The organism is Bacillus sp. 005/A4HT-01/001, from assembly GCF_004634445.1.
Taxonomy (GTDB): Bacteria; Bacillota; Bacilli; order Bacillales; family Bacillaceae; genus Bacillus; species Bacillus altitudinis.
Map to the genome: position 1 here is coordinate 321,176 of NZ_SEIZ01000004.1, position 26,710 is coordinate 347,885.

At 43.0% G+C, this 26,710-nt stretch carries 26 protein-coding genes and 1 riboswitch; of the genes, 12 read left to right on the plus strand and 14 right to left on the minus strand.

Features of this window, described 5'->3' with window-relative positions; translation table 11 throughout:
- The first annotated feature begins 152 nt into the window (after positions 1-152).
- From ES896_RS14230 to ES896_RS14255, 6 genes are read left to right on the plus strand one after another with little or no spacing between them, the layout of a single operon-like run.
- Positions 153-611: a PTS sugar transporter subunit IIA gene (locus ES896_RS14230; RefSeq protein ID WP_046526614.1), complete on the plus strand. Its 459-nt coding sequence runs from the start codon at positions 153-155 to the stop codon at positions 609-611.
- The gene (locus ES896_RS14235; RefSeq protein WP_007498438.1) at positions 608-937 is read left to right on the plus strand and encodes a PTS fructose transporter subunit IIB; all 330 of its coding nucleotides are present in this window, start codon (positions 608-610) and stop codon (positions 935-937) included. Before ES896_RS14230 ends, ES896_RS14235 begins: the two co-directional genes overlap by 4 nt.
- 36 nt (positions 938-973) lie before the next feature.
- Positions 974-2,092, plus strand: a complete 1,119-nt coding sequence (locus ES896_RS14240) for a PTS fructose transporter subunit IIC (protein WP_017358746.1) — start codon at positions 974-976, stop codon at positions 2,090-2,092.
- 28 nt (positions 2,093-2,120) lie between these two features.
- Positions 2,121-4,784: a mannosylglycerate hydrolase gene (gene mngB, locus ES896_RS14245; RefSeq protein WP_135226924.1), complete on the plus strand. Its 2,664-nt coding sequence runs from the start codon at positions 2,121-2,123 to the stop codon at positions 4,782-4,784.
- Between the two features lie 57 nt (positions 4,785-4,841).
- Entirely contained in the window at positions 4,842-5,726 is an 885-nt protein-coding gene (locus tag ES896_RS14250; RefSeq protein WP_073415799.1) for an ROK family protein, read from the plus strand.
- Positions 5,723-7,642: a BglG family transcription antiterminator gene (locus ES896_RS14255; protein WP_135226925.1), complete on the plus strand. Its 1,920-nt coding sequence runs from the start codon at positions 5,723-5,725 to the stop codon at positions 7,640-7,642. Before ES896_RS14250 ends, ES896_RS14255 begins: the two co-directional genes overlap by 4 nt.
- A 61-nt stretch (positions 7,643-7,703) precedes the next feature.
- Here the strand turns inward: ES896_RS14255 and arr are convergent, their stop codons facing one another.
- From arr to licT, 5 genes are all read right to left on the minus strand, one after another.
- A complete protein-coding gene (arr, locus tag ES896_RS14260; protein WP_007498448.1) occupies positions 7,704-8,120 on the minus strand; it encodes an NAD(+)--rifampin ADP-ribosyltransferase in 417 nt (138 codons plus the stop codon).
- A 120-nt stretch (positions 8,121-8,240) separates the two neighbouring features.
- Entirely contained in the window at positions 8,241-8,426 is a 186-nt protein-coding gene (locus ES896_RS14265) for a hypothetical protein (protein ID WP_008343855.1), read from the minus strand.
- 158 nt (positions 8,427-8,584) lie between these two features.
- The gene (locus ES896_RS14270) at positions 8,585-10,006 is read right to left on the minus strand and encodes a glycoside hydrolase family 1 protein (protein ID WP_008343856.1); all 1,422 of its coding nucleotides are present in this window, start codon (positions 10,004-10,006) and stop codon (positions 8,585-8,587) included.
- 19 nt (positions 10,007-10,025) lie between these two features.
- Positions 10,026-11,885 carry a beta-glucoside-specific PTS transporter subunit IIABC gene (locus ES896_RS14275; RefSeq protein ID WP_008343857.1) on the minus strand — a complete coding sequence of 620 codons (1,860 nt, stop codon included), beginning with the start codon at positions 11,883-11,885 and terminating at the stop codon, positions 10,026-10,028.
- Between the two features lie 236 nt (positions 11,886-12,121).
- Positions 12,122-12,958, minus strand: coding sequence for a BglG family transcription antiterminator LicT (gene licT / locus ES896_RS14280; RefSeq protein ID WP_017358738.1), 837 nt, complete (start codon positions 12,956-12,958; stop codon positions 12,122-12,124).
- A 185-nt stretch (positions 12,959-13,143) separates the two neighbouring features.
- Here licT and ES896_RS14285 point away from each other — a divergent pair, with 185 nt between their 5' ends.
- Complete coding sequence (locus tag ES896_RS14285; RefSeq protein WP_008343859.1) at positions 13,144-13,344, plus strand: hypothetical protein; 201 nt, start codon at positions 13,144-13,146, stop codon at positions 13,342-13,344.
- A gap of 34 nt (positions 13,345-13,378) precedes the next feature.
- Here ES896_RS14285 and ES896_RS14290 read toward each other — a convergent pair whose 3' ends face one another.
- Together ES896_RS14290 and trhO are read right to left on the minus strand one after the other, a co-directional pair.
- Positions 13,379-14,998 (minus strand): APC family permease, encoded by a 1,620-nt coding sequence (locus tag ES896_RS14290; RefSeq protein WP_008343861.1) that lies wholly within the window; start codon positions 14,996-14,998, stop codon positions 13,379-13,381.
- A gap of 343 nt (positions 14,999-15,341) precedes the next feature.
- Positions 15,342-16,310 carry an oxygen-dependent tRNA uridine(34) hydroxylase TrhO gene (trhO, locus tag ES896_RS14295; RefSeq protein ID WP_007498459.1) on the minus strand — a complete coding sequence of 323 codons (969 nt, stop codon included), beginning with the start codon at positions 16,308-16,310 and terminating at the stop codon, positions 15,342-15,344.
- A 199-nt stretch (positions 16,311-16,509) separates the two neighbouring features.
- Between trhO and ES896_RS14300 the strand changes: the two genes are divergently transcribed.
- Positions 16,510-17,592 carry an iron-containing alcohol dehydrogenase family protein gene (locus ES896_RS14300; RefSeq protein WP_007498461.1) on the plus strand — a complete coding sequence of 361 codons (1,083 nt, stop codon included), beginning with the start codon at positions 16,510-16,512 and terminating at the stop codon, positions 17,590-17,592.
- Positions 17,593-17,640: 48 nt separating this feature from the next.
- Here the strand turns inward: ES896_RS14300 and ES896_RS14305 are convergent, their stop codons facing one another.
- The 4 genes from ES896_RS14305 to ES896_RS14330 all read right to left on the minus strand — a co-directional run bounded on the left by ES896_RS14305 (position 17,641) and on the right by ES896_RS14330 (position 20,480).
- Entirely contained in the window at positions 17,641-18,468 is an 828-nt protein-coding gene (locus tag ES896_RS14305; RefSeq protein ID WP_017358734.1) for an aldo/keto reductase, read from the minus strand.
- Between the two features lie 297 nt (positions 18,469-18,765).
- The gene (locus ES896_RS14315; protein ID WP_007498466.1) at positions 18,766-19,182 is read right to left on the minus strand and encodes a DUF5301 domain-containing protein; all 417 of its coding nucleotides are present in this window, start codon (positions 19,180-19,182) and stop codon (positions 18,766-18,768) included.
- 29 nt (positions 19,183-19,211) lie between these two features.
- Complete coding sequence (locus ES896_RS14320; RefSeq protein ID WP_076822575.1) at positions 19,212-19,673, minus strand: 2-thiouracil desulfurase family protein; 462 nt, start codon at positions 19,671-19,673, stop codon at positions 19,212-19,214.
- 348 nt (positions 19,674-20,021) lie between these two features.
- Positions 20,022-20,480 (minus strand): MarR family transcriptional regulator, encoded by a 459-nt coding sequence (locus tag ES896_RS14330; RefSeq protein ID WP_125590869.1) that lies wholly within the window; start codon positions 20,478-20,480, stop codon positions 20,022-20,024.
- A gap of 207 nt (positions 20,481-20,687) precedes the next feature.
- On the opposite strand from ES896_RS14330, the gene ES896_RS14335 reads away from it, so the two are divergent.
- Positions 20,688-21,455, plus strand: coding sequence for a GNAT family N-acetyltransferase (locus tag ES896_RS14335; protein ID WP_135226926.1), 768 nt, complete (start codon positions 20,688-20,690; stop codon positions 21,453-21,455).
- 137 nt (positions 21,456-21,592) lie between these two features.
- Positions 21,593-21,970: a hotdog domain-containing protein gene (locus ES896_RS14340; protein ID WP_017358728.1), complete on the plus strand. Its 378-nt coding sequence runs from the start codon at positions 21,593-21,595 to the stop codon at positions 21,968-21,970.
- 53 nt (positions 21,971-22,023) lie between these two features.
- On the opposite strand, the gene ES896_RS14345 is transcribed toward ES896_RS14340, so the two are convergent.
- On the minus strand, positions 22,024-23,196 hold the full coding sequence (locus tag ES896_RS14345) for an MFS transporter (RefSeq protein WP_072367560.1): 1,173 nt from the start codon (positions 23,194-23,196) through the stop codon (positions 22,024-22,026).
- Positions 23,197-23,273: 77 nt separating this feature from the next.
- Positions 23,274-23,373: riboswitch (purine riboswitch) on the minus strand.
- Positions 23,374-23,772: 399 nt separating this feature from the next.
- Between ES896_RS14345 and proS the strand changes: the two genes are divergently transcribed.
- Both proS and ES896_RS20160 read left to right on the plus strand, forming a co-directional pair.
- Complete coding sequence (gene proS / locus ES896_RS14350) at positions 23,773-25,206, plus strand: proline--tRNA ligase (RefSeq protein ID WP_035390611.1); 1,434 nt, start codon at positions 23,773-23,775, stop codon at positions 25,204-25,206.
- A 175-nt stretch (positions 25,207-25,381) separates the two neighbouring features.
- A complete protein-coding gene (locus ES896_RS20160; protein ID WP_008343879.1) occupies positions 25,382-25,558 on the plus strand; it encodes a hypothetical protein in 177 nt (58 codons plus the stop codon).
- A 52-nt stretch (positions 25,559-25,610) separates the two neighbouring features.
- On the opposite strand, the gene ES896_RS14355 is transcribed toward ES896_RS20160, so the two are convergent.
- Complete coding sequence (locus ES896_RS14355; protein ID WP_035390613.1) at positions 25,611-26,387, minus strand: sulfite exporter TauE/SafE family protein; 777 nt, start codon at positions 26,385-26,387, stop codon at positions 25,611-25,613.
- 58 nt (positions 26,388-26,445) lie between these two features.
- Positions 26,446-26,676 (minus strand): sulfurtransferase TusA family protein, encoded by a 231-nt coding sequence (locus ES896_RS14360; RefSeq protein WP_008343881.1) that lies wholly within the window; start codon positions 26,674-26,676, stop codon positions 26,446-26,448.
- Between the last annotated feature and the right edge of the window lie 34 nt (positions 26,677-26,710).

Here is a 26,710-nt window from a genome sequence, read left to right on the forward strand (position 1 = left end):
TTAAGCTAGGATTTGAGATATTCAGATGTCTAGTCTGATCGCTTCATAAACTTTTTGCCATTTCAAACGGAAAATGATGCTATTTAACCATGTCGAAAAGTACATTACAATCAAATTGTAAGCGCTTAACAAACAAGAGAGAAGGGATCAGCTTGTTCCAAAAAGATCATGTTTTTACACAAGTAAACGGTCGATCAAAGAATGAGATTTTACAATACATTTCCGAGAAAGCTGAAGACCTTCACATTACAAAAGATCAGTCAGGGTTATTAACAGATTTGTTGAAACGCGAAGACGAAGTCTCAACAGGACTTCAGCAAGGTTTTGCGATTCCTCATACAAAAAGCTCTGCTGTTCAAACGGCTTCACTTCTCTTTTTAGAACTTGAACAACCCATAGAATGGGGAAGCTTCGACGATTTGCCAACAAGCTATTTATTTACACTGCTCGTTCCACTAGAAGAGGCCAATGTCACACACCTCAAATTACTGTCTGGCATTGCCACAAGTTTAATGGAGCCTGCTTTCATCGAAAAGATTCAACCTGGTCAAACAGCAGACTATTATTACGAAGTCATTGAACAACAATTGAAAGAGGGGATTACACAATGAAAATTGTCGGTGTCACTTCATGCCCAGCAGGGTTAGCTCATACACCAATGGCAGCAAAAGCATTAGAGAATGCGGGTAAACAGCTTGGACACGAGATTAAAATCGAGCAACAAGGAATTATGGGACAGGTGAATGGCATTACAGCAGAGGAAGCCAAGCAGGCAGACCTTTGCATTATCGCCTCCAATCAGCATATTAACGACGCTGAACGCTTCTCAGGTATTCCTACTGTTCGTGTCGAAATCGGACGCGCCCTAAAAAATGCCGAGCAAATCATCACAAAAGCCGTTGCGCTGGTTGAAAAGAAAAAATCTGAATCCCAATAAACAAGAGCAATGCCATATAGAAAGGAGCAAAGCAGAATGAAAGCAAAATTAAAAGTCATTGAAGGCCACCTCATGACCGGTATTTCTTATATTCTTCCGGTGATCATCGGAGCTTCACTTATCGTTGGTTTAGCCAAACTAGTCGGGTTAGGTTTTGGTGTGTCAGATTTAAACGCCTATAAAGATGCAGGCGGCATTTTACATGGTGCCTATTTGATGGAACAGGTTGGCTGGACAGGCATTGGCTTAATGAACGTACTGCTCGCTGGCTTTATTGCCTATTCGATTGCGGATAAATCTGGTCTTGCGGCCGGCTTTATCGGCGGAGCTCTTGCCAGCTCAACAAATGCTGGTTTTATTGGCGCCGTCATTGCAGGTTTCTTTGCCGGATATGTCGCTCTCTTTGTGAAAAGAAAAATTCAAATTCAAGGCTCCGCAGCTGGACTCGTCCCTCTGCTCATCTTACCGCTCATTACTGTTGGCTTAACCGGACTTCTCATGTCCGTTCTGCTGGGCGGTCCATTAGGGGCTTTGAACACCGCATTAATTGAATGGATCAAAGGCATGGTCGCAGATGGAACAAGTACACTCGCACTTGCTCTCATTCTAGGCGCCATGATTGGCTTTGATCTTGGCGGCCCAGTGAATAAATCAGCTTGGATGGCTGGTAACGCGCTCTTCCTATCAGGTGTCTATCTTCCTGCCATTCTCGTCAATATCGCGATTGTCATTCCTCCGCTTGGATACGGGCTTGCGACATTGATTCGAAAACGCAACTTCTCTCCTACCTTTAGAGAAGCCGGACGAGGCGGTCTTGTGATGGGGATTATCGGGATTACAGAAGGAGCCATTCCCTTTACACTCGTCAATCCTTTGAAATTGATTCCGCTGAATGTCGTCGCTTGTGCTGCTGGAAGCGGAGTCGCTGCCTTATTAGGTGTCCATGATATCATGCCGCCAATTGGCGGACTATACGGATTCTTCTCAGTAGGAAACTGGTGGGCGTATTTAATCGGCGCGCTAACTGGCGCACTTGTTATTGGAATTGGCGCCAACTTGCTTGTGAACTTCTCTGAGAAAAAAGAACCCCAAAAGCCAGAACATGATCAGAAGCAGAAAGAAGAAGATGATTTTGACCTTGTGCTAGAAGGATAATTTGAACAAAGAAAGGTGTCGTTACACAATGACTGTCAATGTACATGTGATTCCACATACTCACTGGGACCGGGAATGGTATTTTACCACCTCCCGCTCCCGTATCTACTTAATGAAAAGCGTAATGGACATATTGGACACCCTCGAAACAGATGAACGATTCCATTACTTCATGCTCGATGCACAAGCATCCTTGCTAGATGATTACTTGAAATGGCGCCCAGAGGATGAGGATCGAATCAAACAGCTCGTCACAGCAAAACGCCTCATCATCGGTCCGTGGTATACACAAACGGATCAGCTCGTTATTTCTGGGGAATCGATTGTACGAAACCTGCAATATGGGATTGAGCGCTGTCAGCAGTTTGGACATGTCATGAAGGTCGGTTATGTCCCTGATTCCTTCGGTCAATCTGCACAAATGCCTCAAATTTATCAAGGCTTTGGTATTGTCGACACAGCCTTTTGGCGCGGCGTTTCTGATCATATGACGAATCACACAGAATTTAATTGGCGCGGGGCTGATGGCAGTGAAGTGTTTGCAGTGAATCTGCCATTTGGCTACTACTACGGAGGAAATATTCCTGAAAAGGATGAAGACCTGCAAGCCTTTCTTTCTGAAAAAATCGGGGCGCTTCAAGCAAAAGCCACGACAAAGAATGTCTATTTCCCAAATGGCTTTGACCAGGCACCTATTCGTAAAAACCTGCCTGACTTATTAGAAAAAGCCAATGAAATAGACGAGCACCACTATCAAATCAGCAGTTTAGAAGACTACATTGCAGCAGTGAAAAAAGAGCGGACTTCTTTTGAGACATTAGAAGGAGAGCTCATTCATGCCAAGCATATGCGAATTCATAAGTCCATTTTTTCAACAAGAGCAGATTTGAAAATCTTAAACAATCAAATTGAAAACTATCTTGTCAATGTGATGGAGCCGATCCTTACAATCAGCTATTCTCTCGGACACGATTATCCGCATGACACCGTACGTGATATTTGGTACCTCATGTTTGAAAATGCAGCGCATGATAGCATTGGCGGCTGTAATAGTGATACGACGAATCAAGATGTCTTCTTCCGCTATAAACAGGCAAAAGAAATTGCCGAAAATCTTGCGGACTTACACATGCGTCTGATCGCCATCCGGCTGCAAACCGAGCAAGAAATCACGTTCACTTTATTTAATACGTTGCCTTCAAAGCGCTCTGAAGTCATTGAAGTCGAAACCTTTATCACAGAACGTCCATTTACGCTAAAAGATGCTGATGGACGAACTCTTCACTACACAGTCAAAAGCAAAACCGATGTGACAGATTATGTCTTAGCACAGCAGATTTCACTTAACCCAAGCAAAAAGGTGTACATGCCAAAGCAAGTATGGAAAGCTGTTTTACTCATTGAAGCAGTCGACTTGCCATCCGTTGGTTATACACAAGTAAGCATGGTTTTCGATGAATCTAGTGAATCCATTTTTGAAAAAACAGAAGGTCGTGTCATTGAAAATACGTTTTACCGCATTGTAGCAAATGACAATGGGTCATTAGAAATTACGGATAAGCAGACCGGACGAACGTTCTCTGAGCAAATGATCTTTGAAGACAACGGAGATGATGGGGATTCTTATAACTATTCACCACCGCGTGAGGATCTTTATGTATCATCTAAAGATATCTCATCAGCCGACATCACCGTATCTAAAAGCAGTTTACAGGAAGAGCTCACCATCAAGCTTCAATTGACTGTCCCATATGATTTAGAGGAACGTTCGGAGCAAAAGGGGACGACTTCCCTCCCGATCACAGCGAAGGTGGCTTTAAATAAAGATGAAGCGGTCATCCGTTTTCATGTGAATGTGGACAACCATGCGCTAGACCACCGTCTACGGGTGCTCTTTGATACAGGTATTGCGTCAAACGTATCACTCAGCGATCAACAGTTTGGCACCATCGAACGTCCAACGGAGCTGACGCAAGAGCTAGAATGGTGGAACAATGAACATTGGGAAGAAAAACCGATTACCATTGAACCCATGCAATCATTTGTTGCACTTCGCGATGAAGCATATGGTGTCTCTCTTTTGACGGACTGCGTCAGAGAATACCAAATCACAGGCGAAGACTACACAACCATTGCTTACACACTCTTCCGCTGTTTCGGAAAAATGGGGAAAGAAAACCTTCTTTATCGTCCCGGCCGGGCTTCTGGAGAAAAAATCGTGGAAACACCTGATGCCCAGCTTCAAGGATCGCTATCATTCTCCTTTGGCATGCACTATAGCCAAGAAGCGGTGAGTGAAGGACACTTGGCTCAGCTTGCTAAACGTTACACCACCCCGGTTCAGTGCTACGAGCGGGCAGACTTTTTAAACGGTCGTTTAATTTTCTCTTTCCGAGATGAAAAAGAAGACTTACAATCTACTTATAGCCTGCTTGACATTGAGACAGACGGGGCCGTTCTAAGCGCTTTGAAAAAAGAAGAGCATGGGACAGGCATTGTCATTCGTCTCTTCAATCCATATTTAACACGTCAAACAGCCGCTTCAATCAATAGTTCATCTCTACAACATGGAGAAACAGCGAATTTAGGCGAAACACCTGAAGGACATATACTGAAAGCACAACATGGATCATTACACATTGAACCGCTCACACCTTGTCAGGTACAAACCTACATTGTAAAGAAAAAATGAACATGTAGGGGCGGGATCCATTTGGATTCCGCCTCTCTTTAATGGAGGGCATTGATCATGCGAATTGGAGGCATCGAAGCAGGCGGTACAAAATTTGTCTGCGGCTACGGAACAACAGACGGAACGATTGAACATATGACTTCCTTTGCAACAGGGAACCCAGAAGAAACATGCCGGCAAGTGATCGAATACTTTACAGAGCATCCAGTTGATGCGATTGGCATAGGCGCATTCGGACCTGTCGATGTAAAAGAACACAGCCCCAGCTATGGAACGATTCTCGAAACACCCAAAACAGCTTGGCGCCAATTTCCATTACTCTCAACCTTAAAACAAGCACTCGGTCTCCCTATGAAGCTTGATACGGATGTGAACTGTGCGGCGCTCGGTGAAGCTCGTTTTTCAACAGAAACAGACAGACCAAATTCCTTGATCTATATCACGGTTGGGACGGGAATCGGCGGCGGTGCCTATATTGAAAACCGCCTCATTCACGGACTGCTTCATCCAGAAATGGGACATATCACCGTTCAGCGCCACCCTCATGACACCTATGGGGGCTGCTGTCCGATCCACCATGATTGTTTAGAGGGACTAGCATCGGGACCTGCCATAGAAGGCCGCTATCATACATTGGCACAAATGCTGCCAGAGGAACACCCTGCCTGGTCACTTCAAGCTTATTATCTCGGGCAAATGACCGCAAATTTATTACTCACCCTGTCACCAGAACGCATTATTTTTGGTGGAGGTGTCATGAAACAGCCGGCCTTGCTGCCGCTCATCCTTGAAGAAACAGACGAGCGCCTTCATGGTTACTTACAATTACCAAAGCCATTAAATGAAATCGTCACAAAGCCTTCCTTTGACGGATTATCTGGTTTAATGGGAGCCATCGCCCTTGGAGCTGATGCCTTAAAAGAACAAGGAGCAGCGCAATGATGATGACGGCAGATACTCGAACCTACCAGCTCATTCAGCGGCTATTTGAAACGAAAGGGTTCGTGAAGTTGGAGGAGCTCACTGCCTCTTTTCGCTTATCTGACCGCTCCATCCGCAATTTAATCAAAGAAGCAAACGAACTGTTAACGCAAGCTGGAGCCATGATCAAGACCATCCGCGGGAAAGGGTATACACTCTTAACTAGTGACCAAGACGCTTTCCTGCTTTGGCTTCATCAGCAAAAGCTTCCTGCCCGTTCTCTCGTACCCGTCATGCCAGAAGAGCGCATACGATTTATGATGAGAAAATTATTGCTTCAATCAGACTACTTAAAAATTGATCAATTAGCAGAAGAATTGTTCATCAGCCGTATGACGGTCAGCAGTGATTTAAAAAAAGGACGGGAGCTGTTAGCCCGTTACGGTATGACCCTTGTCTCAAAGCCTGGATTTGGCTTAAAAGTAGACGGAGACGAATTGCAAAAAAGGACGTGCTACGCAGACTTACTGCTTGAAGAAGAACCCGCCCTATCTCATATAACTGAGCGGGAACAGCTTCATTTTCCTGACATTTCACTTGAAACCATTCGATCCATTGTGCTGACAAATCTATATCAAGAATCACTGCTCATTAAAGATATTGCCCTAAAGAATTTAGTGATTCACTTAGCGATTGCCATTCAGCAAACGCAAAAAAAACAGCGGATACCCGCCAGTACCACTCACACACAAAGACCGCCAGTGTTAACAAGAATCGCTCAAAAGATCACTCATCAAATAAGCGACACGTTTCACGTCACCTTATCAGAGGATGAAACAGATTACTTGGTGATGCATCTCTTAGCGAATCAAACGTGGAAAGAAATCGATGAGCACCAAACGACAGAAGAAGTGCGTCAGGCGGTGACACGATTTCTCCAGCACATTGAAAAAACAAGCGGTCATCGTTTTGTAGATGACGATATCCTGCGTCAAGATTTGATGCTGCATATGAAGCCATTATTAAATCGAATTCAATACGGCGTGTCTTTACAAAATCCGCTTTTGCATGAGATCAAAACTTCTTATCCTTATCCGTTTGATTTGGCCGTCAGCGGACTCAATGCCTTACAGCTGGTGCGGACGCCAAATGAAGATGAGGCGGCATATGTTGCCTTACATATTGCTGCTTCATTTGAAAGAAGTCATCTTGACACCTCGCAAAAAAAGAGGGCCATTATTGTATGCGGGTCTGGACTAGGAACGGCACGGCTGCTTGAAATTAAATTGAAGGCAGCCTTTCAGCATGAGCTTGAGATTGTTGAGCTTTATTCTTATCAGGATTACGCTTTTAGCACGACTTTGCCATGTGATGTGATTATTACAACCGTACCTCTCGCACCAAAGGGGAAACCAATCATTCAAGTGAATGCTTTTTTTGAACACCATGATGTCCAGCGTGTGAGTGAGGTCATTCACCTGTTAAACGGACATGGTTCCCCTTCGCAGGAGCTGATGGCTTTTTTCCAAGAACGATTGACCTTGTTGGATGTGAACCTTTCAAGCAAAGAAGAGGTATTAGATACGCTTTGCAGCCGGCTGGAGGCGCATCAGCTTGTTTCATCTTCTTTTCGTTCCTCCGTGCTGGAGCGGGAGCAAATGTCATCGACCTATCTTGGTAAGGGGATTGCAATGCCTCACCCGCTCATCACAAATGAAGGCACCTCCTGCGTGGCAATTGCACGATTGAAACAGCCGATTGATTGGCAGGGAGATCAAGTATCTCTGATTTTCTTATTAGCCATTCAGAAAGATGACGCTGCCTGCATGAATCAATTTTTTGAACAAGCTGTCGATTTGTTAGACAGTCCTGACCGCCTTCAATCCTTGACACATGCAAAGACATTTGATGAGCTGATGCATGTCCTGTTTCAATAGCACTAAAGGCCGCCCAATTGAGATCGGGCGGCCTTTTATTCATCTATTCCTCACATACGAATCAATCATATATGACATTTTTTCCTTCTTCCCTTAACTTTTTTAACGACGTCAGCATATGGTTGATTTCTTCATCGGAATGTCTTTCCCACGCACCTAGTTCTGCGACTATTTTCAAAGGAGATGTCGACCGATAAGAACGGGTCGGATTCCCTGGAAACTTTTGATCCGTCAAATTCGGATCATCTTCAAACTCGCCTGTCGGTTCTACAACATAAATTCTCTCTTTGGAATCAGACCGGGCTAATTCAGCTCCCCATTTGGCTGCATTTAATGTTCCGGTGAAATAGATGTGGTTCGATTGTTTATCCTGATAATTGGATAAATGCAACGGTTCAAGCAGGTCCCCAATCTTCAATTCTGCTTTCGTCCCATGAAAAAACGGCCCAGGATCTAAAACATCTTTCTTGTCATTCATACAGCCACATCCCTTATCGTTATTGACTTGCGTATAACAGTATACGGGCTGATGCGGGCGGAAAACAGTCTATAAATGAGATTAAATTCGGGGTATAATGATAGTAGAGAGTAAGATCGTTTAAAAAAAAGGAAATTTCTCATTGATTCCAACAAGAACAAAAACAAGAATACCTTCCACTGCTGACAGCGTCACAATCAATCCGTGGTTCATTGGGTGTTCCTTCGCAATTAATTTCTGACCAATATAGTTTAAAGCGTAAAAAAGAAAGAACAATAAGAAAAACAAATAAAGGATCGTCATCATCTACATAACCCTCTTTCTTATAATGGATAATCAACCAATTTTTACAATATATCATTAGACTAACATTTTAGAACAACTCGAACAATATGCTCTTGCCAATAAAGTGAACGAACAAAAAAGCCAGCCACCCGCTAATAAGGTGACTGGCTTTTTTCCTGTTACTTCCCGATGTTCTCTCCATTTTGCTCGATTAATGTTTCATACCAATAAGAGCTCTTTTTCCGAATTCTCTTCAGGTCTTTCAGGTCAAATTCATCACGATTGACGTAGATAAAACCGTAGCGTTTTGAGCAACCTTGGTGTGTACTGATTAAGTCGATGGCTGACCACGGGCAGTACCCGAATACCTCTACACCGTCAGTGATCGCCCATTTGATTTGTTCAATATGTTTTTCTAAATAATCAATTCGATAATCATCCTGAATCGATCCATCCGCTTCTAACTTGTCAAAAGCGCCTAACCCGTTTTCCGTAATAATAAGAGGCAACTGATAGCGATCGTAAATCTCACGCATCGTTGATCGGAAACCGGTAGGGTCAATCTCCCAGCCAAATGCATTTTTACTTAAAAACGGGTTGTTGCCGCCTTTGTAGACGCCATCTTCACCGGATTTTAAATGCTGATCTCCGCCACGGGCAAATTCATCATTGCCATCTCCTTTACTCGCTTCAACCGTTTGAGATGTGTAGTAGTTAAAGGCAATGAAGTCTGGTTTTGCACTTTTCAAAATATCCATATCTCCCTCTTCAATCACAGGAAGAATGTCTTTTTCCTTCATGTATGCCCATGCAAGGTTGTTATAACGACCGAATACCGCCATATCAAGATATAGCCAGTTGCGGATTGCATTGTAATTAGCCGCAGCAATGACATCCTCAGGTTTGGGAGATGCCGGGTAAATAAGGGCGATGTTTGGCGCTGGTCCGATTTTTGCCTCAGGCAGCAAACGATGACAAAGCGTCATGGCTTTCGCCTGTGCCACAAGCATATGGTGGTTCTGCTGATATAGTTCTTTTTTCGGATTTTCTAAATTTGGATCCAGTGTACCTAGAGCTGATCCATGTAAGATCATCATGTTTTGTTCATTAATCGTCAGCCAATATTTTACCTTCTCGCCATACTCCTGGAACAAAACCTCCGCATAACGTTCAAACGCATCGACTGTCGAACGATTTGACCAGCCGCCTTTCACTTGAAGCGCATGAGGTAAATCAAAGTGATACATCGTCACAATTGGTTCAATGTCATAGCGGCGTAATTCATCAATGAGAGAATGGTAGAAGTCAATTCCCTTTTGATTGATCTCCCCATCTCCATCTGGAATGATACGTGTCCATGCAATAGAGAAACGATAAGCCTTCAAGCCCATTTCTGCAAACATCTTCACGTCCTCTTTATATCGATGATAGTGATCGCTGGCTACCTTAAAATCAGTTGTTCCTTCAGGATAGCTTTCTCTCATATCAATGACTGAAGGTCCCTTGCCATCCTCGTTCCACGCACCTTCTACTTGATAGGCGGAAGTCGATCCGCCCCAGAAAAAGTCTTTTGGAAATGGTGCTAGTGTTGAATATCTCATGATTATGTCCTCCCTTTTCTTAAACTAAGTGTAAAAATGATTGTCCTGGTGTCACTTGTTTTTCTTCTGTCTCAATGATATCGCTAAATTCACCGGAATTGGTAATAATCACAGGTGTTGTGACAGAAAGACCTGCTGCTTGAATGGCCTCAATATCAAACTCCGCAAGCAGTTCACCTTCTGTAATCGTTTGGCCCTGCTCAACCTTCGGCGTAAAATGTCGGCCCCCAAGTTGTACAGTATCCAGTCCAATATGAATGAGTACTTCTGCTCCGCTTTCAGAGGTGAGACCGTATGCATGTCCTGTCGGGAATACCGTTGTTACGACCCCAGTTACTGGTGCAAACAGCTTGCCTTCTGATGGAATAATGGCTGCGCCCTTACCTAATGCGCCAGATGAGAAGGCTTTATCTTGCACCTCTTCTAGCTTGATGACTTCGCCAGATAAAGGACTTTTCACATGAGCTGCTTTGACACCATGTTCATTTTCAGATGCTGGTGCAGAACTAGCTGCAGGAGCATCTTCTTCATCCACAGGATCTTTGAATCCAATCAAATAGGTTAAGACGATTGAAAGGACAAATGAAACGGAAATTCCGATTAAGAATCCTGTAAATCCTTGACCATAGAAGATCGGAAGTGTCAGTAAACTCGGAAGACCTGACGCGATCGCAATACTTTGTGAATAACCGATAATGGCACCACCGACACCGGCAGAGATCACCGCTGCAATAAATGGTTTTTTCAAACGAAGTGTGACCCCGTATACAGCTGGCTCTGTGATCCCAAACACGGCAGAAACCGCTGTCGATCCAGCTAATGATTTCAGCTTTTTGTTCTTTGTTTTCAGCATAACACCGATTGAAGCACCGGCTTGTGAAAATACAGCTGGCGCAGTGGCCGGCTTAATATGATCTTTTCCATGAACCGCAATATTATTTAAAATGACTGGCACAAGCCCCCAATGGATACCGAAGATGACAAGAACCTGCCATGCCATCGCAATTAAAGCACCGGCAAGTGTAGGGCTAAAGGAGAATACTTTCAGCAGGACGGCTGCAATTCCGTTCCCTGCATACACACCAAATGGTCCAAATACGATCAGTGTCAGTGGAACGACCGTGACCAGTAAAATCAGTGGTGTAATAAAGTTTTTCACACTTTCATGAATGACTTTGTTAAAGAAACGTTCGATATATCCCATCACAAACACTGCCAAAATAATCGGGATAACCGTTGATGTATAAGACATTAAGACAACCGGAATGCCGAAGAACGACACATCTCCGCCGCCTTTTGTGAGCTCTTGAATAGTCGGATAGATCAGTGCACCTGCAATCGTCACAGCTACAAATGGATTCGCTTTAAACTTCCTAGCAGAAGTGAATGCGAGCAGCAGCGGCAGGAAGTAGAACAAGCTGTCTGATGCGGCAAATAAAATTTGATACGACGTATCTTCAGGAGATAACCATTTTGCATTGATACAGATGCCTAGAAGTCCTTTTAAAATACCGGCACCCGCCATGACACCTAGAAGCGGTGTGAAAATTCCAGAAACAATGTCGACGAATTTTCCAAAAAGACTTGTACTTTCTTCACTTGATCTTGCAGATGAAGAAGTGGAATCCTCTAATAGATTCGTAAACTCCCCAATCTCTCGATATACCTCTGGTACGGTGTTGCCAATGACCACCTGAAACTGGCCGCCGCTTTCCATGACAGTCACCACACCATTTAATTTTTCAATGGCCGCTTTATCTGCTTTTGATCTGTCATTTAATGTGAAGCGAAGTCTTGTGGCACAGTGAACCAACGAATGAACATTTTTCTCTGTCCCGATATGTTTGATAATGTCTTCTGCTAATTGACGATGACTCATACAAAAACCCCCTTTTTTTCAAAAAAATACGTTTTTAGGCAAAATAAAAACCTAAACGGGCACCAAAAATAGTCGCAACTTGCTATTGCGCTTTTTCAGTGAACGTTTAGGTTTTGCCTGCCGAACAGTCACAATCCTCTAAGACGATCATTGTGAAACCGTATTCTTTTATGTTTATGAGCAAATAGTACCACTCACTTTTTGTGATGTCAACGCTTTCTTTTAAAATTCTATCTTTATTTTTCTCGTTTGATGAGTCGATTCAAATGAATCGATAGATAGAGCATCTCCTCTGATGTCAGGTCGCGATGATACGTTTGATACACATATTCCGCGATTTTCTTTGCGCAATCGTACGCCTTCGGATATTTTACTTTAATCAGCTGATATAAATCTTGATCTTCACTGACGAGTAACGTTTCGTTGATGAGACGCTGTACGAAAAAGCGTAAATGTGTGAGAAAACGATAAAAGTTGAGCGAGTCTTCATCAAATTCCATGTTCAGATGATATTTCACAATGGTCAGTATGGCATTCACTTCTTTCGTGATATTGACCGTTGTATTCATGTCTTCATTGAGCTCTGCATTAATGATGTGCATGGCAATAAAGCCCGCTTCATCTTCAGGCAGTTCAATATGAAGACGATCTTCAATCATCTCAAGGCATTCCTTCGCCACGAGAAACTCATCTTTGTATAAACGTTTAATCTCCCAAATCAGCGAATTCTCAATCAAGTGGTTTTTCTTTAATCGTTCGATGGCGTAATGAATATGGTCTGCCAGCGATACATGCAGACTTTCGTTTAATCTTCGGTTCAGCTTTGTATGTGCGTATTGGATCATTTCCTCGGTCACCTTGACGACATCATACGGAACCTCTTGAAGCAGCATTTTCATCCGCTCATGTACGGAATGATCCTCTAAGCGGAACACTTTATCAATTAACGCCTCATCCACCGGATCGCCAGGACGTCTTTGAAAAGCGATGCCTCTGCCCATGACGACGATTTCTTTTCCTTGTTCATCTATCACACTAATGACATTATTGTTTAGAACCTTTTGAATCTGCATCTCCAAACACCTCCGTCTATAACCAGCCATCTACACTCAAAATATGCTCTCATCTTAACACAACTGTCAAATCACTTGGCGTTTTTATCTGACTTTTGAAATAGATTTCACGATATTTTTACTTCTTTCTTGCTGGTCTGATCCTCCCTCGGCCTGCATACAATACCTCGAGGAGGTGACCTTCGATGAAGGCTTTTTTCTGGTCAGCATCTTTTTTATTCATGTTCATTCTGACTCTCTTTATTCTAGGTATTGTTTTTTGGCTTAGTGGACAAGGCTTAGATCAGCTATGGAGATATGCGCTTATCTGTCTTGTGACAGCCACCGTTCTACACGGCGTTACCACTTGGCTAAAGCAGCATGTCATGGATCATCCATCCAAATAAAAAGGCTGCCCTCAGTATTCAGGCAGCCCTTCCGTTATTCCTTAGATGAGGCGGCTTCTTTCTGAGAAGCACGCAGTTCATCATTGATTTTTTTCGCATCTTCTAAAAACTCTGTTTCAAATCCACTTTTGAGTGCCCACATATAAAATAACAACGCCACAACTGCAATAAGTGCCATATCCCAACCATAATGAATGACGTTATACCCGCCAAATTTATCACTGCCGAGACAGGAAATCGTCATCATCACAAGCAAATACACAACCATCCAAGCACCTGCTTTAAAGTGACGGCCAAAGCCCTTCCACTTCGCTTTTGCTTGATAGTAAAAATAGATTGGCAGACCGATGAGAATAATAAACAGCACCTGACCCGTCAGCGGCCATCTCGCCCAGTACAGTGTCAATGATGCAAAGACAAAACCAAGCGGAGCAATGATGCTGAGTCCTTTAATTCGCAGTGGACGATATAAATCTGTGCCCGTCTTTCTCAGCGTCATCACTGTCACAGGTCCTGTCAAATAGGAAATCAGGGTCGCCACAGATATAATTTCAGCGAGAACCCCCCATCCTCTAAACAAAAACAGAAAGATAAACGATACGCCTAAGTTAAAAAACATCGCTGGACGAGGCACACCATAAATTGGGTGCAGACGACCAAGTACACTCGGCATGTACTTGTTTTTTTCCATCCCATAAATCATACGAGACGTCGTCGCCGTATACGTAATCCCTGTGCCAGAAGGAGAAACGAACGCATCTGCATATAAAATAAGGACAAGCCAGTTGATTCCTAGCGCAATGGCAAGGTCAGCAAATGGCGAGTTGAAATTCAAATGCCCCCAGCCATTCACAATCATTGATGGATCGACAGCGCCAATAAAAGCGATTTGCAGCAGCACATAAATGACCGTTGCAATCAAAATCGATCCAACAATGGCGATTGGAATCGAACGCCCTGGATTTTTCGCTTCTCCTGCCATGTTAATCGGGCTTTGGAAGCCATTAAAAGCAAACACAATCCCCGATGTTGCCACAGCTGTGAGCACACTCGCCCAGCCGTTCGGCGCAATACTTGTTCCAGAAGTAAAATTCTCACTATGAAAACCTACGAATAAGAGCGCACCAATTGTTAATCCTGGAATGACGATTTTAAAAATCGTAATGAATGTATTCGCCTTTGAAAACAACCCAACTGTCCAATAATTGAGCAGAAAATAAATCACCAGCAGCACACTTGCCACCATGAGCCCCTCGGTCGTCAAAACCCCTTTTGTGACCAAATGGCTTGTCCACTTTGCCCACTCCCAAGGCCATGAGCTCATGTATTGAACGGAGGCCACTGCCTCAACAGGAATCACTGAGACAATGGCGATCCAGTTTGCCCAAGCGGCGATAAATCCAATAAAAGAGCCGTGTGAATATTGCGTATATTTGACCATTCCGCCTGCCTCTGGAAACATCGATCCGAGTTCACTATAAGACAATGCGATAAATAAAATAACAACCATCCCGATCAACCATGACAAAATAGCAGCAGGGCCGGCGATTTGAGCAGCCCGCCACGCACCAAAGAGCCATCCTGAACCAATGATTGAGCCAAGACCTACCATCATTAAAGCGAAAGTTCCCATCCTACGATGCAAATGATTCATGTTCATAACACCTTTCGATTAAAATACAGAGCATGTGTCGAGCAAGCGCCTTTCTTTTATAGCAGCTCACCATTCATTCCATTGGCAAATACTTTCTGATCTGAACTTTTATCTTTGTTCATTTTTTTGCCTGTTATATTATCTCTCAATTCTCCATTTTCTGAAATAGTCGAACATGCTTATTTCAAAAGAAAGCGCTTTTTCAACTGTTCAATCTATTAGACTGATTAACTACCTTTACCCTTATTTTGAAAAAAACAAAACAAAAAAGAAAGAGGAAATGACTTCCTCTTCCCTCTGAACACGTATCATTCAAAGAAAAAAGGATAAAAGGGAAACCCTCTTATCCTTGTGAGATTGCTTGTTCTTTTTCAATGACAGCTAGTCTTTCTTGAACTTCTTCTTCAGACAAATTATGTTGTTTCACATAAAGGTTACGTTCGCTTGTGCGGCATTCATGGCTGCAGCTGCGCATATATTTATGCTCGCTTTCTTCTGTTGCAATCATTTTGCGGTTACACGCAGGGTTCGCGCAGTTCACATAACGCTCGCAAGGTTCGCCAGTGAAGAAATCTTTTCCTACCACAACGTGCTCTGTTTGATTGACTGGAACCGTTAGGCGGTTATCAAACACATAACATTGACCGTCCCATAGCTTTCCTTGAACTTCTGGGTCTTTTCCGTACGTGACAATTCCACCGTCAAGCTGGGATACATCTTCAAAGCCTTCACGCTTTAACCATCCTGAGAATTTCTCACAGCGTACGCCGCCTGTGCAATACGTCAGAATTTTTTTCCCTTCAAGAATCTCTTTATTGTCACGAATCCACTCAGGCAATTCACGGAATGTCTCAATGTCAGGGCGCACAGCACCTCTGAAGTGACCGACATCAAACTCATAATCATTACGTGCATCAATCACGACCGTATCAGGTGATTGCATTTGCTCATAAAATTCAACTGGACTGAGATGTTTCCCCGTTAATTCTAGCGGATTCACATCATCTTCAAGACTTAAATTCACCAATTCATTACGGTGGCGGACGTGCATTTTCTTAAACGCATGACCATCCGCTTCGTCAATTTTAATTGGCATTGACGCAAAGCGTGGATCTTCTTTCAATGCTTGCATGTACTTGTCCGTTTGCTCAATGGTACCAGAAACGGTTCCGTTTATGCCTTCAGATGAAACAAGAATACGACCTAACAAACCAAGTTCCTTACAGAATGCTAGATGCTCTGCTGTAAACGTTTCTGGATCCTCAATGGGGACATATTGATAGTAAAGTAATACACGATATTGTTTTTCCATATATATAAACACCTCTTAAATTTAATCAAAACATACCATTTTATATCATACAGGAAATACATACCTTAAGGCAACGTCAGCAGTTCAATTCCATAAAACGGAAGGGTCTATAGTCTCATATTGTTCGATTATTTGACAGAACTTTCTGTAAAATGAGATGATTTAAGAACTATATGATTTCGTAAAGGAGCATAAGTCCATGATCCAGCCAGAAGAGATCGTCAGAAGCGGTCCTAACCAGTTTATTTCTCAAAAGGGGATTTATCATGAAATCGAGTCACTTGTTACTCCCTTTCAGTCACCAGCTATAGTGACAGGATATGACTCATATCAAGCCTTTTCACAGTACACAAAGCTTCCATCCGAATGGCCTGTTGTTCAGCATAAAGGTTACAGTTCACCAAATGCGATTACACGAATTGCGGAAGAACTCAAGAGTTCAGACGTGATCATAGGGATCGGTGGCGGCACGATTTTAGATACAGCGAAGTCTGTTGCCGACGCTCTCCAAATTGAAGTGATTATGGTGCCGACGATTCCTGGGACATGTGCGGCTTCTACACCGCTCAGTGTCATTTATGATGACAAGGGAAATTTCATGAGGGTCGACTATCATCAGCGGTCCAGCTATCTCACGTTAATTGATCATACTTTTTTGCTTTCATCTCCTCTTTCCTATCTCCAAAGCGGAATTGGGGATACGCTGGCAAAATGGTATGAAGCGGAAGCCATTATTCGTAACACAAAAGGCACCTTGCCACTCATGGTACATGCTGCATTAAAGCAGGCAGTGTACGTTCGTGACATTCTTCTGACTCATAGTGAAGAAGCCGTTAGCAGCTTAAAAACAGGTCAGCTTTCTCAAGCCTTTGCAGATGTAACAGATACGATCATTACGTTAGCCGGAACAGTCGGCGGCTATGGAGGACGTTATGGAAGAATGGCAGGAGCCCATGCTGTTCATAATGGATTAACATTTATTGATGAAACACATCATGTGTTACATGGACAAAAAGTGGCCTATGGCATTCTCGTCCAGCTTGCCGCAGAAAACCGTATGACGGAAGTAGAAGAATTACTTGAGCTCTATCAAACACTCGGATTACCTAGAACGATGCGTGATCTTGGCATCACAGCTCAGCTAGAGGAAGCAGCACATACAGTGGCAAACCATGCTGCACGTAAAGATGAAACCTTTTGTTTGATTGGAGACTATACGAAAGAGCAAATTGTCGACGCCATTCAAATCATTGAGACCTATCAGCCTCAAAAAACGGTTTGAACATAGGTGCAAAAAAAGCACAGGCATCCCGCCCGTGCTTTCTTTCTATTAAAAATCGAAGTTATCTGGGTCTGGACCCGTGCGCTCATCTTCATTGAGCTGATCAATGACACTCATTTCATGGGCGGACAACTCGAAATCAAATACGTTTGTATTTTCGATGATTCGGCTCTTCGTCACAGATTTCGGAATGGTGATAATGCCATGCTGCAAGTCCCAGCGAAGAATGACTTGCGCCACTGACTTCTCATGTTTTTTCGCAATATCTTGAAGCACCGGATGGTTAAGAAGTTTTCCGCTGCCTAATGGCGACCATGCTTCTACATGAATGCCTTTTGCCTTGCAGTAGTCACGTAAAGGCTCCTGCGTCAGCTTCGGATGCAGCTCAATTTGATTGACCATTGGTACCACTTCTGCCTCTTCTAATAAATCTTCTAAATGGTGCTGATGGAAGTTACACACGCCAATGGCTTTCACACGGCCATCCTTATAAAGCTTTTCTAGCGCCTTCCACGTTTCTTTATATTTGCCTTCAACCGGCCAATGGATTAAATAAAGATCCAATACATCCAGACCTAGTTTGTTCATACTCGTTTCAAAGGCTTCAAGCGTTGACTCATATCCTTGATCACTATTCCACACTTTTGTCGTAATGAACAGCTCATCGCGAGAGATGCCTGATTGCTGAATGGCTTTGCCAACACCTTCTTCATTTTGATAGGCCGCTGCTGTATCTATACTGCGATAGCCAGCTTCAAGTGCGTCTTTGACTGCATTTACAGCCTCATCCCCATCTTTTACTTGCCATACACCAAAGCCAAGCTTCGGCATTTTCACTCCGTTTGCTAATGTGACTGTATCTGTTAATCCACTCATCAAACAAACCTCCGCTTCATTTTTGCTTACCATGCACTATACCCGAATGTGCGAAAGATCATGCATGAAGATAAACCATTCATAGACTGAATGATCTCAGATAGTTGACAAAGGGCTAAAATGAACTTTATTTTAGCCCTTTGTCTTCTTTTCAGCGTGATAGAAAACCTTTGCAGCCCTAGGAAGGACGAGTACTGGCGCGGAGCGAATTTCACATTCGTGAGCACCGGCACGCAGGACTGACAAAGAATGCGAGGGTTTGTCTACACGCTGAAACCATTCATAGACTGAATGATCTTATTTGATGTATTGTCCCATATCGACTTGATTTGCATCAACAATTTGGTATTCACTAATTCGATTTTTTGTTTTAGAACCATCATATGTCTCTAAAAAGCTTTGGTCATAAAAAGTCAGACCATACATTTGCTTTTCGTTCTCGTACACTCTGATCCAATACGATTCTTTTGAGGCTTTTTTAGCCTCGTTTATTTTCTTTAATTGAATACCCGAAAATTTCTTCAGCAACTTTTGAATATCCTCTTTCTTGTCCACCACAACGCGCTCATCATCATGCTCAATTTGAATGGAAGTCACTTTATCTTTATCAATCGAGACCACATCATCAAAAGCATATGTTTTGGCATTAATCATAAAATAAAGACCTATTCCGATGAAAATAACGACTACTAAACCAATGATCCACTTCTTCAACCTAACTCCTCCTTCAATTCACGCCTTCCCTATACAAACAGCGAGGTCCAATCATCCTCCTCAGAGAATACTTGAATCCCATGCTGTTTCAGCAAGGCAGACGTCACACCGTCCCCAGCCTTTGTCTTACCGTTAAATTCTCCCCGATAGATCATCCGGCTTCCGCAAGAAGGGCTGTACTCTTTTAACACGACGGATGTTGCGCCAAGAGTCTGAACCTGCTTAAGCGTGTCTTGTGCACCTTTTACATACATCTCTGTCACATCTGTTCCATCAACATCAACAACAGCAGCCTGCCCCCGTAAGACATCATGACCATCTCCACCAATAATTTCTGCGGGAGGTCTTGGTGTAGAGAAGCCGCCAAGCAGCTCAGGGCAAACTGTTACCGCCTTTCCTTCCTGCACAAGCTCCTCGATACGTTGATCTAATCGATGGCTGCCATTATAACGGACCTTTAATCCCGCAAGACAAGCGCTGACAACGATCATGTATGTTCCTCATTTCTATGTATTGAACGTTTTTTGCTGACTTTAAAATAAATCCATAAAGGCAAACAGAGTATCGTGTACATCAGAAAGGGCAGAGCACAATACAAAACAGCCGCCCAAATGGACCCTTCAACTCCTATGATCCCAAAAAAATAAACAAATAATAGCAAGCTGACAAACAATCCGACGAACGGCATGATAAATACATATTTTTTGAAATTTTCCATCATCTCTTCCACCAACACGGTTCCCTCCCTCAATCATCATCACGAATAACGTCAATATATGTTAATTTTACCATAAAAAAACCGAAAGCATCTAGTTTATAGAAAGCTTTCGGTTCGTTTTTTATATCTTTTCCTTCCAAGTCTTTAAGAAGCGCTCGATAACCTGTAGCTCGCCTTCATTAAATTCATGGAGGAATTCTAAATAGGAGGAGACTGCCTGTTCATGAAGCTCATCATGCAGTGCCGCCAGCTGTGTACCTTCCTCTGTCAGTGAATAATAGACGGATTTCTTGTCACCTTGCCGGTGGCAATAGTCGACCATGCCTTTTTCGATGAGCTTTTTTACAGCCTTTGTAATGGCGGGTTTTGATAGTTTTAGTTGTTGTGAAAGAAATGTATTATTGGATTCGTTAGGGTTTGCTTGAATCATAGATAAAATATGAAGCTGTGTAAGTGTCCAATCTTGCTTGAGTGTATCAGTCGTGGTAATCAGTGGATCTGTTGGATCGTTCCGTTTCTTTTCCCTATGCATAATCAAATCTTGAATCGCTTTTAAGACAATCTGCTCTTTTGTTTCCATCTGAACCTCCACTCTTAACTGGTTAATAAAATGGTACTAATAATCAATAAAGGAGTCAAAAGAAATGTGGAGATGAGGAAAAGAATGGGTCATCAGACCTGATAAATAAAAGAACTTTTTTACTAGATTACAAGAGACGGCACAATTTCCTTTTCTTTGCTATCATTTATGATAGGTAACCCTCAATCAAAAAAAGAAGGTGAGAGAATGAAAACAGAGCAGCAAATGGCCATTCGCCAGTTAGAAGAAAAAATAAATTTGTTTTCTTCTGTTGTAAACGGATCGTTCCTATCAACAGAAGATTTCGTTCTATCAAACACGCATATATCAACTGACACGTTCAATTTATTATTACCGATTTCAGCGCACATACAAGATCAACAAAAAGTGGAAGCTGCCATCGAACAAATGCAGCAACAGCAGCTAGCATTCAGCACATGGATCACTCAAAGCCTGCTCCATCCCGATTGGTCGAATATCATGCAGAAATATGGGCTTCAAGAAGTGGAACGCAATACAATCATGATGTTTGAACATACAAACGACATCGATCAAAGGACCTCTCAATCGCTTACGATCAAGGAAGTGACTGACGATCAAACTTTTCTCGATTATCAACATTTATTTATCGAACTTTTCGAAGGATCACCTGAGGCAATCTCTTTAAACAGCTATTTCCAGCGCTTTTCGATTGAACGATTACACCCGAGTACACGCATGTTCGTTGGATATGAACACAACAAACCGGTCACAACGGGCTTATTGATTGAAACAACAGACAGCTACGGTATTTATGATGTCATCACAAAGGCAGAACACCGCGGAAGAGGACTTGGCAGTGACATGTTTCATTACCTTCTGACCCAGACAGATAACAAACAAAAGTGTGTGATGTTACAAGCCTCAAATGACGGCAAACATATCTATCAGCGTGCCGGATTTCAACCAATTGGAGAAATGGTTATTTTTGAATAGAAGATGACATTTTTCCTGACGTATCAAGGGCAAAGAAAGGCATCCTGTCTCTTCTTTGCTTCCAACATCTCACCACAAAAATGAATGTACATTCATTTATTCCTTTGGTACATTTAAAAAAAGGAGCTGAAGAACAGATGGTTCGACCAGGCGATCAATTTCAAACAAGCAAAACCTATACGCATGAAGATGTGATCAAATTTGGCGAGATGACAGGTGATCTTGGCAAACATCATACCGAGCTAGATGATCAAGGCAGGCTCATGGTACACGGTTTTCTCACAGCAAGTCTAGCCACGAAGCTTGGCGGTCAGTTTCATTTTATCGGTCAAGAGATGACATGTACCTTCATACGCCCTGTTTATACAGGTGACACCATTACCTGTCAGATGGCCGTCACCAAGGTAGAACCCCTTGAAAAATACCATCGTGTCCACCTTTTTTCCCGTTATATCAATCAGCATGGAGAAGAAGTCATTACTGGTAAAAGCGAAGGTGTGGTTTTCAAAAAATAAAAAGCTGCCTATGATGAGGCAGCTAACTAACACGAAAACGTTCTTATTCTCTTCTATTCAGCGTGATGCTGACGATCCATATAAAGCGGCGGTCTCTTTAATGAAATCACTGCACAGCTAAAGGCAATCAGCACAAAAATAGCGCCGAATTTAGCCAAATCAACAGATGAACCGGTCATTGTAAACATGACACCGCCCACTGCTGATCCAATGGAAATCCCAATTTGCAAAGCGGATGTATTCAAACTCTGCTGAATATCAGACGTCACAGGGTCTGTTTGAATCAAATAGCTCTGCAAAGCAGGTGTCAGTGCCCAGCTAAGAGCACCCCATAGGACAACCATCACCATAAAGAGCATAAACACTCCCGCTGTATAAGGAAGGATAAACATCACAATGGCAAACGCCATGGTCACAAGTAAAATGGCTTTTCCTGATCCTAATTTGTCACTCAGCCAGCCGCCAAATCCATTCCCGCCAATCGACGCAAGCCCGAAGACCAAATAACAAATACTAATCCAAAACGGAGTCATATGCAGAACTTCCATCAGAAATGGCGTGAAATAAGAATACAGCATATAATGACCAGCAAGCATGAACAAACTAATCAAATGTGCACTGAAAATTTTCGGATGCCCTAAAGAACGAATTTGTTCTTTAAGCGGCGTAACTTTTTCAACAGGCATTTTCTCCAATAGAAAATAAATGAGTACCATGGATATGGCTGACAGAATACTGATTCCTAAAAACATCACTCTCCAGCCAAAGCTCTCTGTAATAAAAATACCGATCGGTACACCGAGAACAAGTGATGAGCTAATCCCAATAAAAATCAGACCTAATGCTTTCGCTCGATGCGCCGGTTCCACCAGCTTGGCGGTAATCGTCAATGATAACACCACAACAAGCGCTGTACTCATGGCAATCAAGACCCTAGAGATCATGACAAGGGCAAAGGTGGAACTAAAATATGTGAATACATTGCCTAATGTAAAGACCAATAATGCGATTAAATAAAGACGCTTTCGCTCGATTTTGGCTGTGACGGTCAGTAGCACCGGTGCTGAAATAGCATACACAATCGCAAATACCGTGATCAGCTGCCCAGCTGTCGCAAGAGACACATTGAGATCCTCTGCTAAACTTGGCAAAATGCCCCCGACCACAAGCTCAACTAATCCAACCGCAAAAGTAGAAACAGCTAATAAATAAACTCTCCAGTTCATGTCTAACATCCCTTCTCTATATCATGGCTTTCACTTTTGATACAGGGTGTAGACAAACAAAAAAACCCTGATTACAAAAAAGGAAAGCGCGCTTTTGTAATCAGGATTTATCGGATCCTGGTAGAAACCCTCAAACCATATTATTGAGGTTATACAAGTCTATTTTTTTCTTCAAATATATTAGCATAGCCTTCCATAACGTGCAAGCTGCAAAAATAGAAAATATCTGCCAATGGCTCAGCAACATAAACGACCTTAGAAAGGCATGAAATGAACTTGCGGACCAACTTGCTTTCTCCCCCATTTACAGGTAAACTGATGAAAAATCAACGAACAAGGATCAACGTAGATCTGGAATAGTAGCTTGAATCGATCTTTAACAGAGAGGGAACGGTGCTGAGAAGTTCCTACTGACATCTTCAAGTGAACCTGCCGATTTAGTTCTGTTTCATACAGCGGTTCATACCGTTATCATGATCGAGTGTAAAGCTGTGCTTTAAATTAGGGTGGTACCACCAGGAATGGTCCCTAACTTAAAGCACAGCTTTTTTGTTTTTTAAAAGGAGGAAAAAGACGATGTCAAAGAAACAATTTGTTGAGAAAATTACAAGCATGGAAGACGACTTTGCCCAGTGGTATACAGATGTTGTCACAAAGGCGCGTCTCGTCGATTATTCAAGCGTTAGAGGCAGTATGATCATTCAGCCATACGGTTTTAAAATTTGGGAGAATATTCGCGACGAACTTGATCGTCAAATCAAAGAAACGGGTCACGAGAATGTCTATATGCCGCTCTTTATCCCTGAAAGCCTTCTCCAGCAGGAAAAAGATCATATCGAAGGCTTTGCTCCTGAAGTGGCGTGGGTGACACATGGCGGTGATTCGGAATTACAAGAAAGACTCTGCGTCAGACCAACATCTGAGGTGCTGTTCGCTGAGCATTATAAAAACATCATTCACTCCTATCGTGATTTACCAAAGCTATATAACCAATGGGCCAATGTCGTCCGCTGGGAAAAGACAACACGTCCATTCCTTAGAACCCTTGAATTCCTCTGGCAGGAAGGGCACACTTGTCATGAGACAGAGCAAGAAGCGATTGAAGAAACAGAAAAAATGCTCCATGTCTATGCGTCTATTTGTGAAGAGCTTCTAGCGATCCCTGTCATTAAAGGAAGAAAAACAGAGAAAGAAAAATTCGCTGGCGCCCGCTTCACCTATACGGTTGAAAGCTTGATGCATGATGGAAAAGCCCTGCAAACCGCCACTTCTCACTTCTTCGGCAGCGGATTTGCCAAGGCGTTTGGCATTGAATTTTTAAATCGAGAAGGAAAATTAGAGCATGTCCAGCAAACATCATGGGGCTTCACCACAAGAATTATTGGCGCTATGATCATGGTGCATGGCGATGACAGAGGACTTGTCCTGCCGCCAAACATTGCGCCAACCCAAGTACGTGTTGTGCCAATTGCTTCCCATAAAGAAGGTGTCCTCGATCATGCCTATGAATTAAAGGATCGACTCGCCCGCATCGCACGCGCTGACATCGATGCAAGTGATAAACAGCCTGGCTGGAAATTCAACGAATGCGAAATGCAGGGCATCCCATTACGCGTAGAAGTAGGACCAAAGGATATGGAAAAAGGTCAGGTGATGCTCGCAAGACGAGACACTGGTGAAAAGCAAGCCGTCACATTAGATGCACTTGAACAAACCATCACGTCCACGCTTGAAGACATTCAGCAGACGATGTACGAAAAAGCAAAAGAACGATTACATGAAAAAACATCAAACGCCCACACAATCGAAGACATCGAGCAGCTTCTTGCCGAAGAAAACAGGTTGATCAAAGCCATGTGGTGCGGCGATGAAGACTGTGAAAACGACATCAAAGAGAGAACAGGGGCGACATCACGCTGTATCCCGTTTGAACAAGAATCCGTTTCTGACACATGTGTCTGCTGCGGGAAACCAGCTTCTGATATGGTGTTCTGGGCAAAAGCCTACTAATCATATTTCAAATTTTTTACAAATGATGCAGGGATTTGTCTACACGCTGAAGCATCTTATAAGATGCTTCTTTTTTGTTAAAAAGAGCCAAATATCCATTGACCTCCTTCACACAATCCCCTATAATTCATATTAATATAATCGGTTTTTAAGACTTTAACTGGAGTGGTGATCTATGAAGCGCTGGCTCTCAATTTTTAACGAACGCTGTCCAAAATGTAAAACAGCATTAGATGTCTCGAAGTCCAATGCCTTGCAAGGCAAAGTCGTGAAAACATGCCCAAATCTTCATTATCAAAAAGAGTACCACCCTGCACTTGAAACGTATATCGAGCACGATAACATGAAATAAAAAAGACCAACACATGGAAAAGAGCCCTTGCTCTCAGTTGTTGGTCTTTTTCTTATAATAAATCCACCCAGATTTTGATCGCTGTGGCTGTAATCATCACGGCAAGCGCCCATTGCAAATAAACGGCATTGATTTTCTGGCCAATTTTCGCCCCAATCGGCGCGGCCATCAAACTGGCTACCATTAAGACAAGCGCAGGCATGAACATGACTTGACCAGTCAGCACTTTCCCAGCCGATGCGCCGATCGCAGAGAGAAACGTAATCGCCAGAGACGAGGCAATCGTCATCCGCACAGGGATTTTGAGAATCGATAGCATCACCGGCACTAAAATAAAGGCACCGCCTGCACCTAATACACCGGATACACTTCCGATCACAAAGGCAATACCAGCCGCCAATCCTTTATGAAAGGTCACCTCTCCATCCGCTTCTGCCTGCTGACCTTTTTTCGGAACAAGCATTAAAATGACAGCGACAATGGCAAGCAGACCATAGACCACATTGATGCCTTTCTCTAGAAGGAAATGTGATAAATAGCTGCCTAATAAACTCCCTGCCAATATACTGCTCCCCATATATAAAATCAATGGTCGATGTAAAAATCCGCTTTTTCGATACGCCAGCACACCGCCGAGTGTCGAAAATAGTACTTGAATGGCACCAATCCCTGAAACCTCGTGTGCCGATAATGCCATCACTCCGACTAGAGGCGGGATATAAAGCAGCATAGGATAGTTGATCACCGATCCTCCTATTCCGACCATTCCTGATAAGAAGGAACCAATAAATCCGATGATAAATAAAGTAATGAAAAATGCAAAATCCACGCTGGTCTCCTCCTTTGCAAAAGGAAAAGGGGCTCCCTCATAGATACCCCTCTCCCCTTTAGGACCCTTTTCTCACCCAGAACTTCAGCACATGCCCTTCATCTGTCTGCGTGATCAATTCATGTCCGCTTGACTTAGCCCATGCAGCCAAATCAGCTTTGGCCCCTTTATCTGTTGCATGTATTTCTAATACTTGGCCTTCTGCCAAGTCGTTCATTTTTTTCTTCGTCCGAATAATCGGCATTGGGCATGCAAGCCCGGTTACGTCTAAAATGTGATCTGATGTCATCTGATCATCCCTCGCTTCTTTATTTTATTGAACA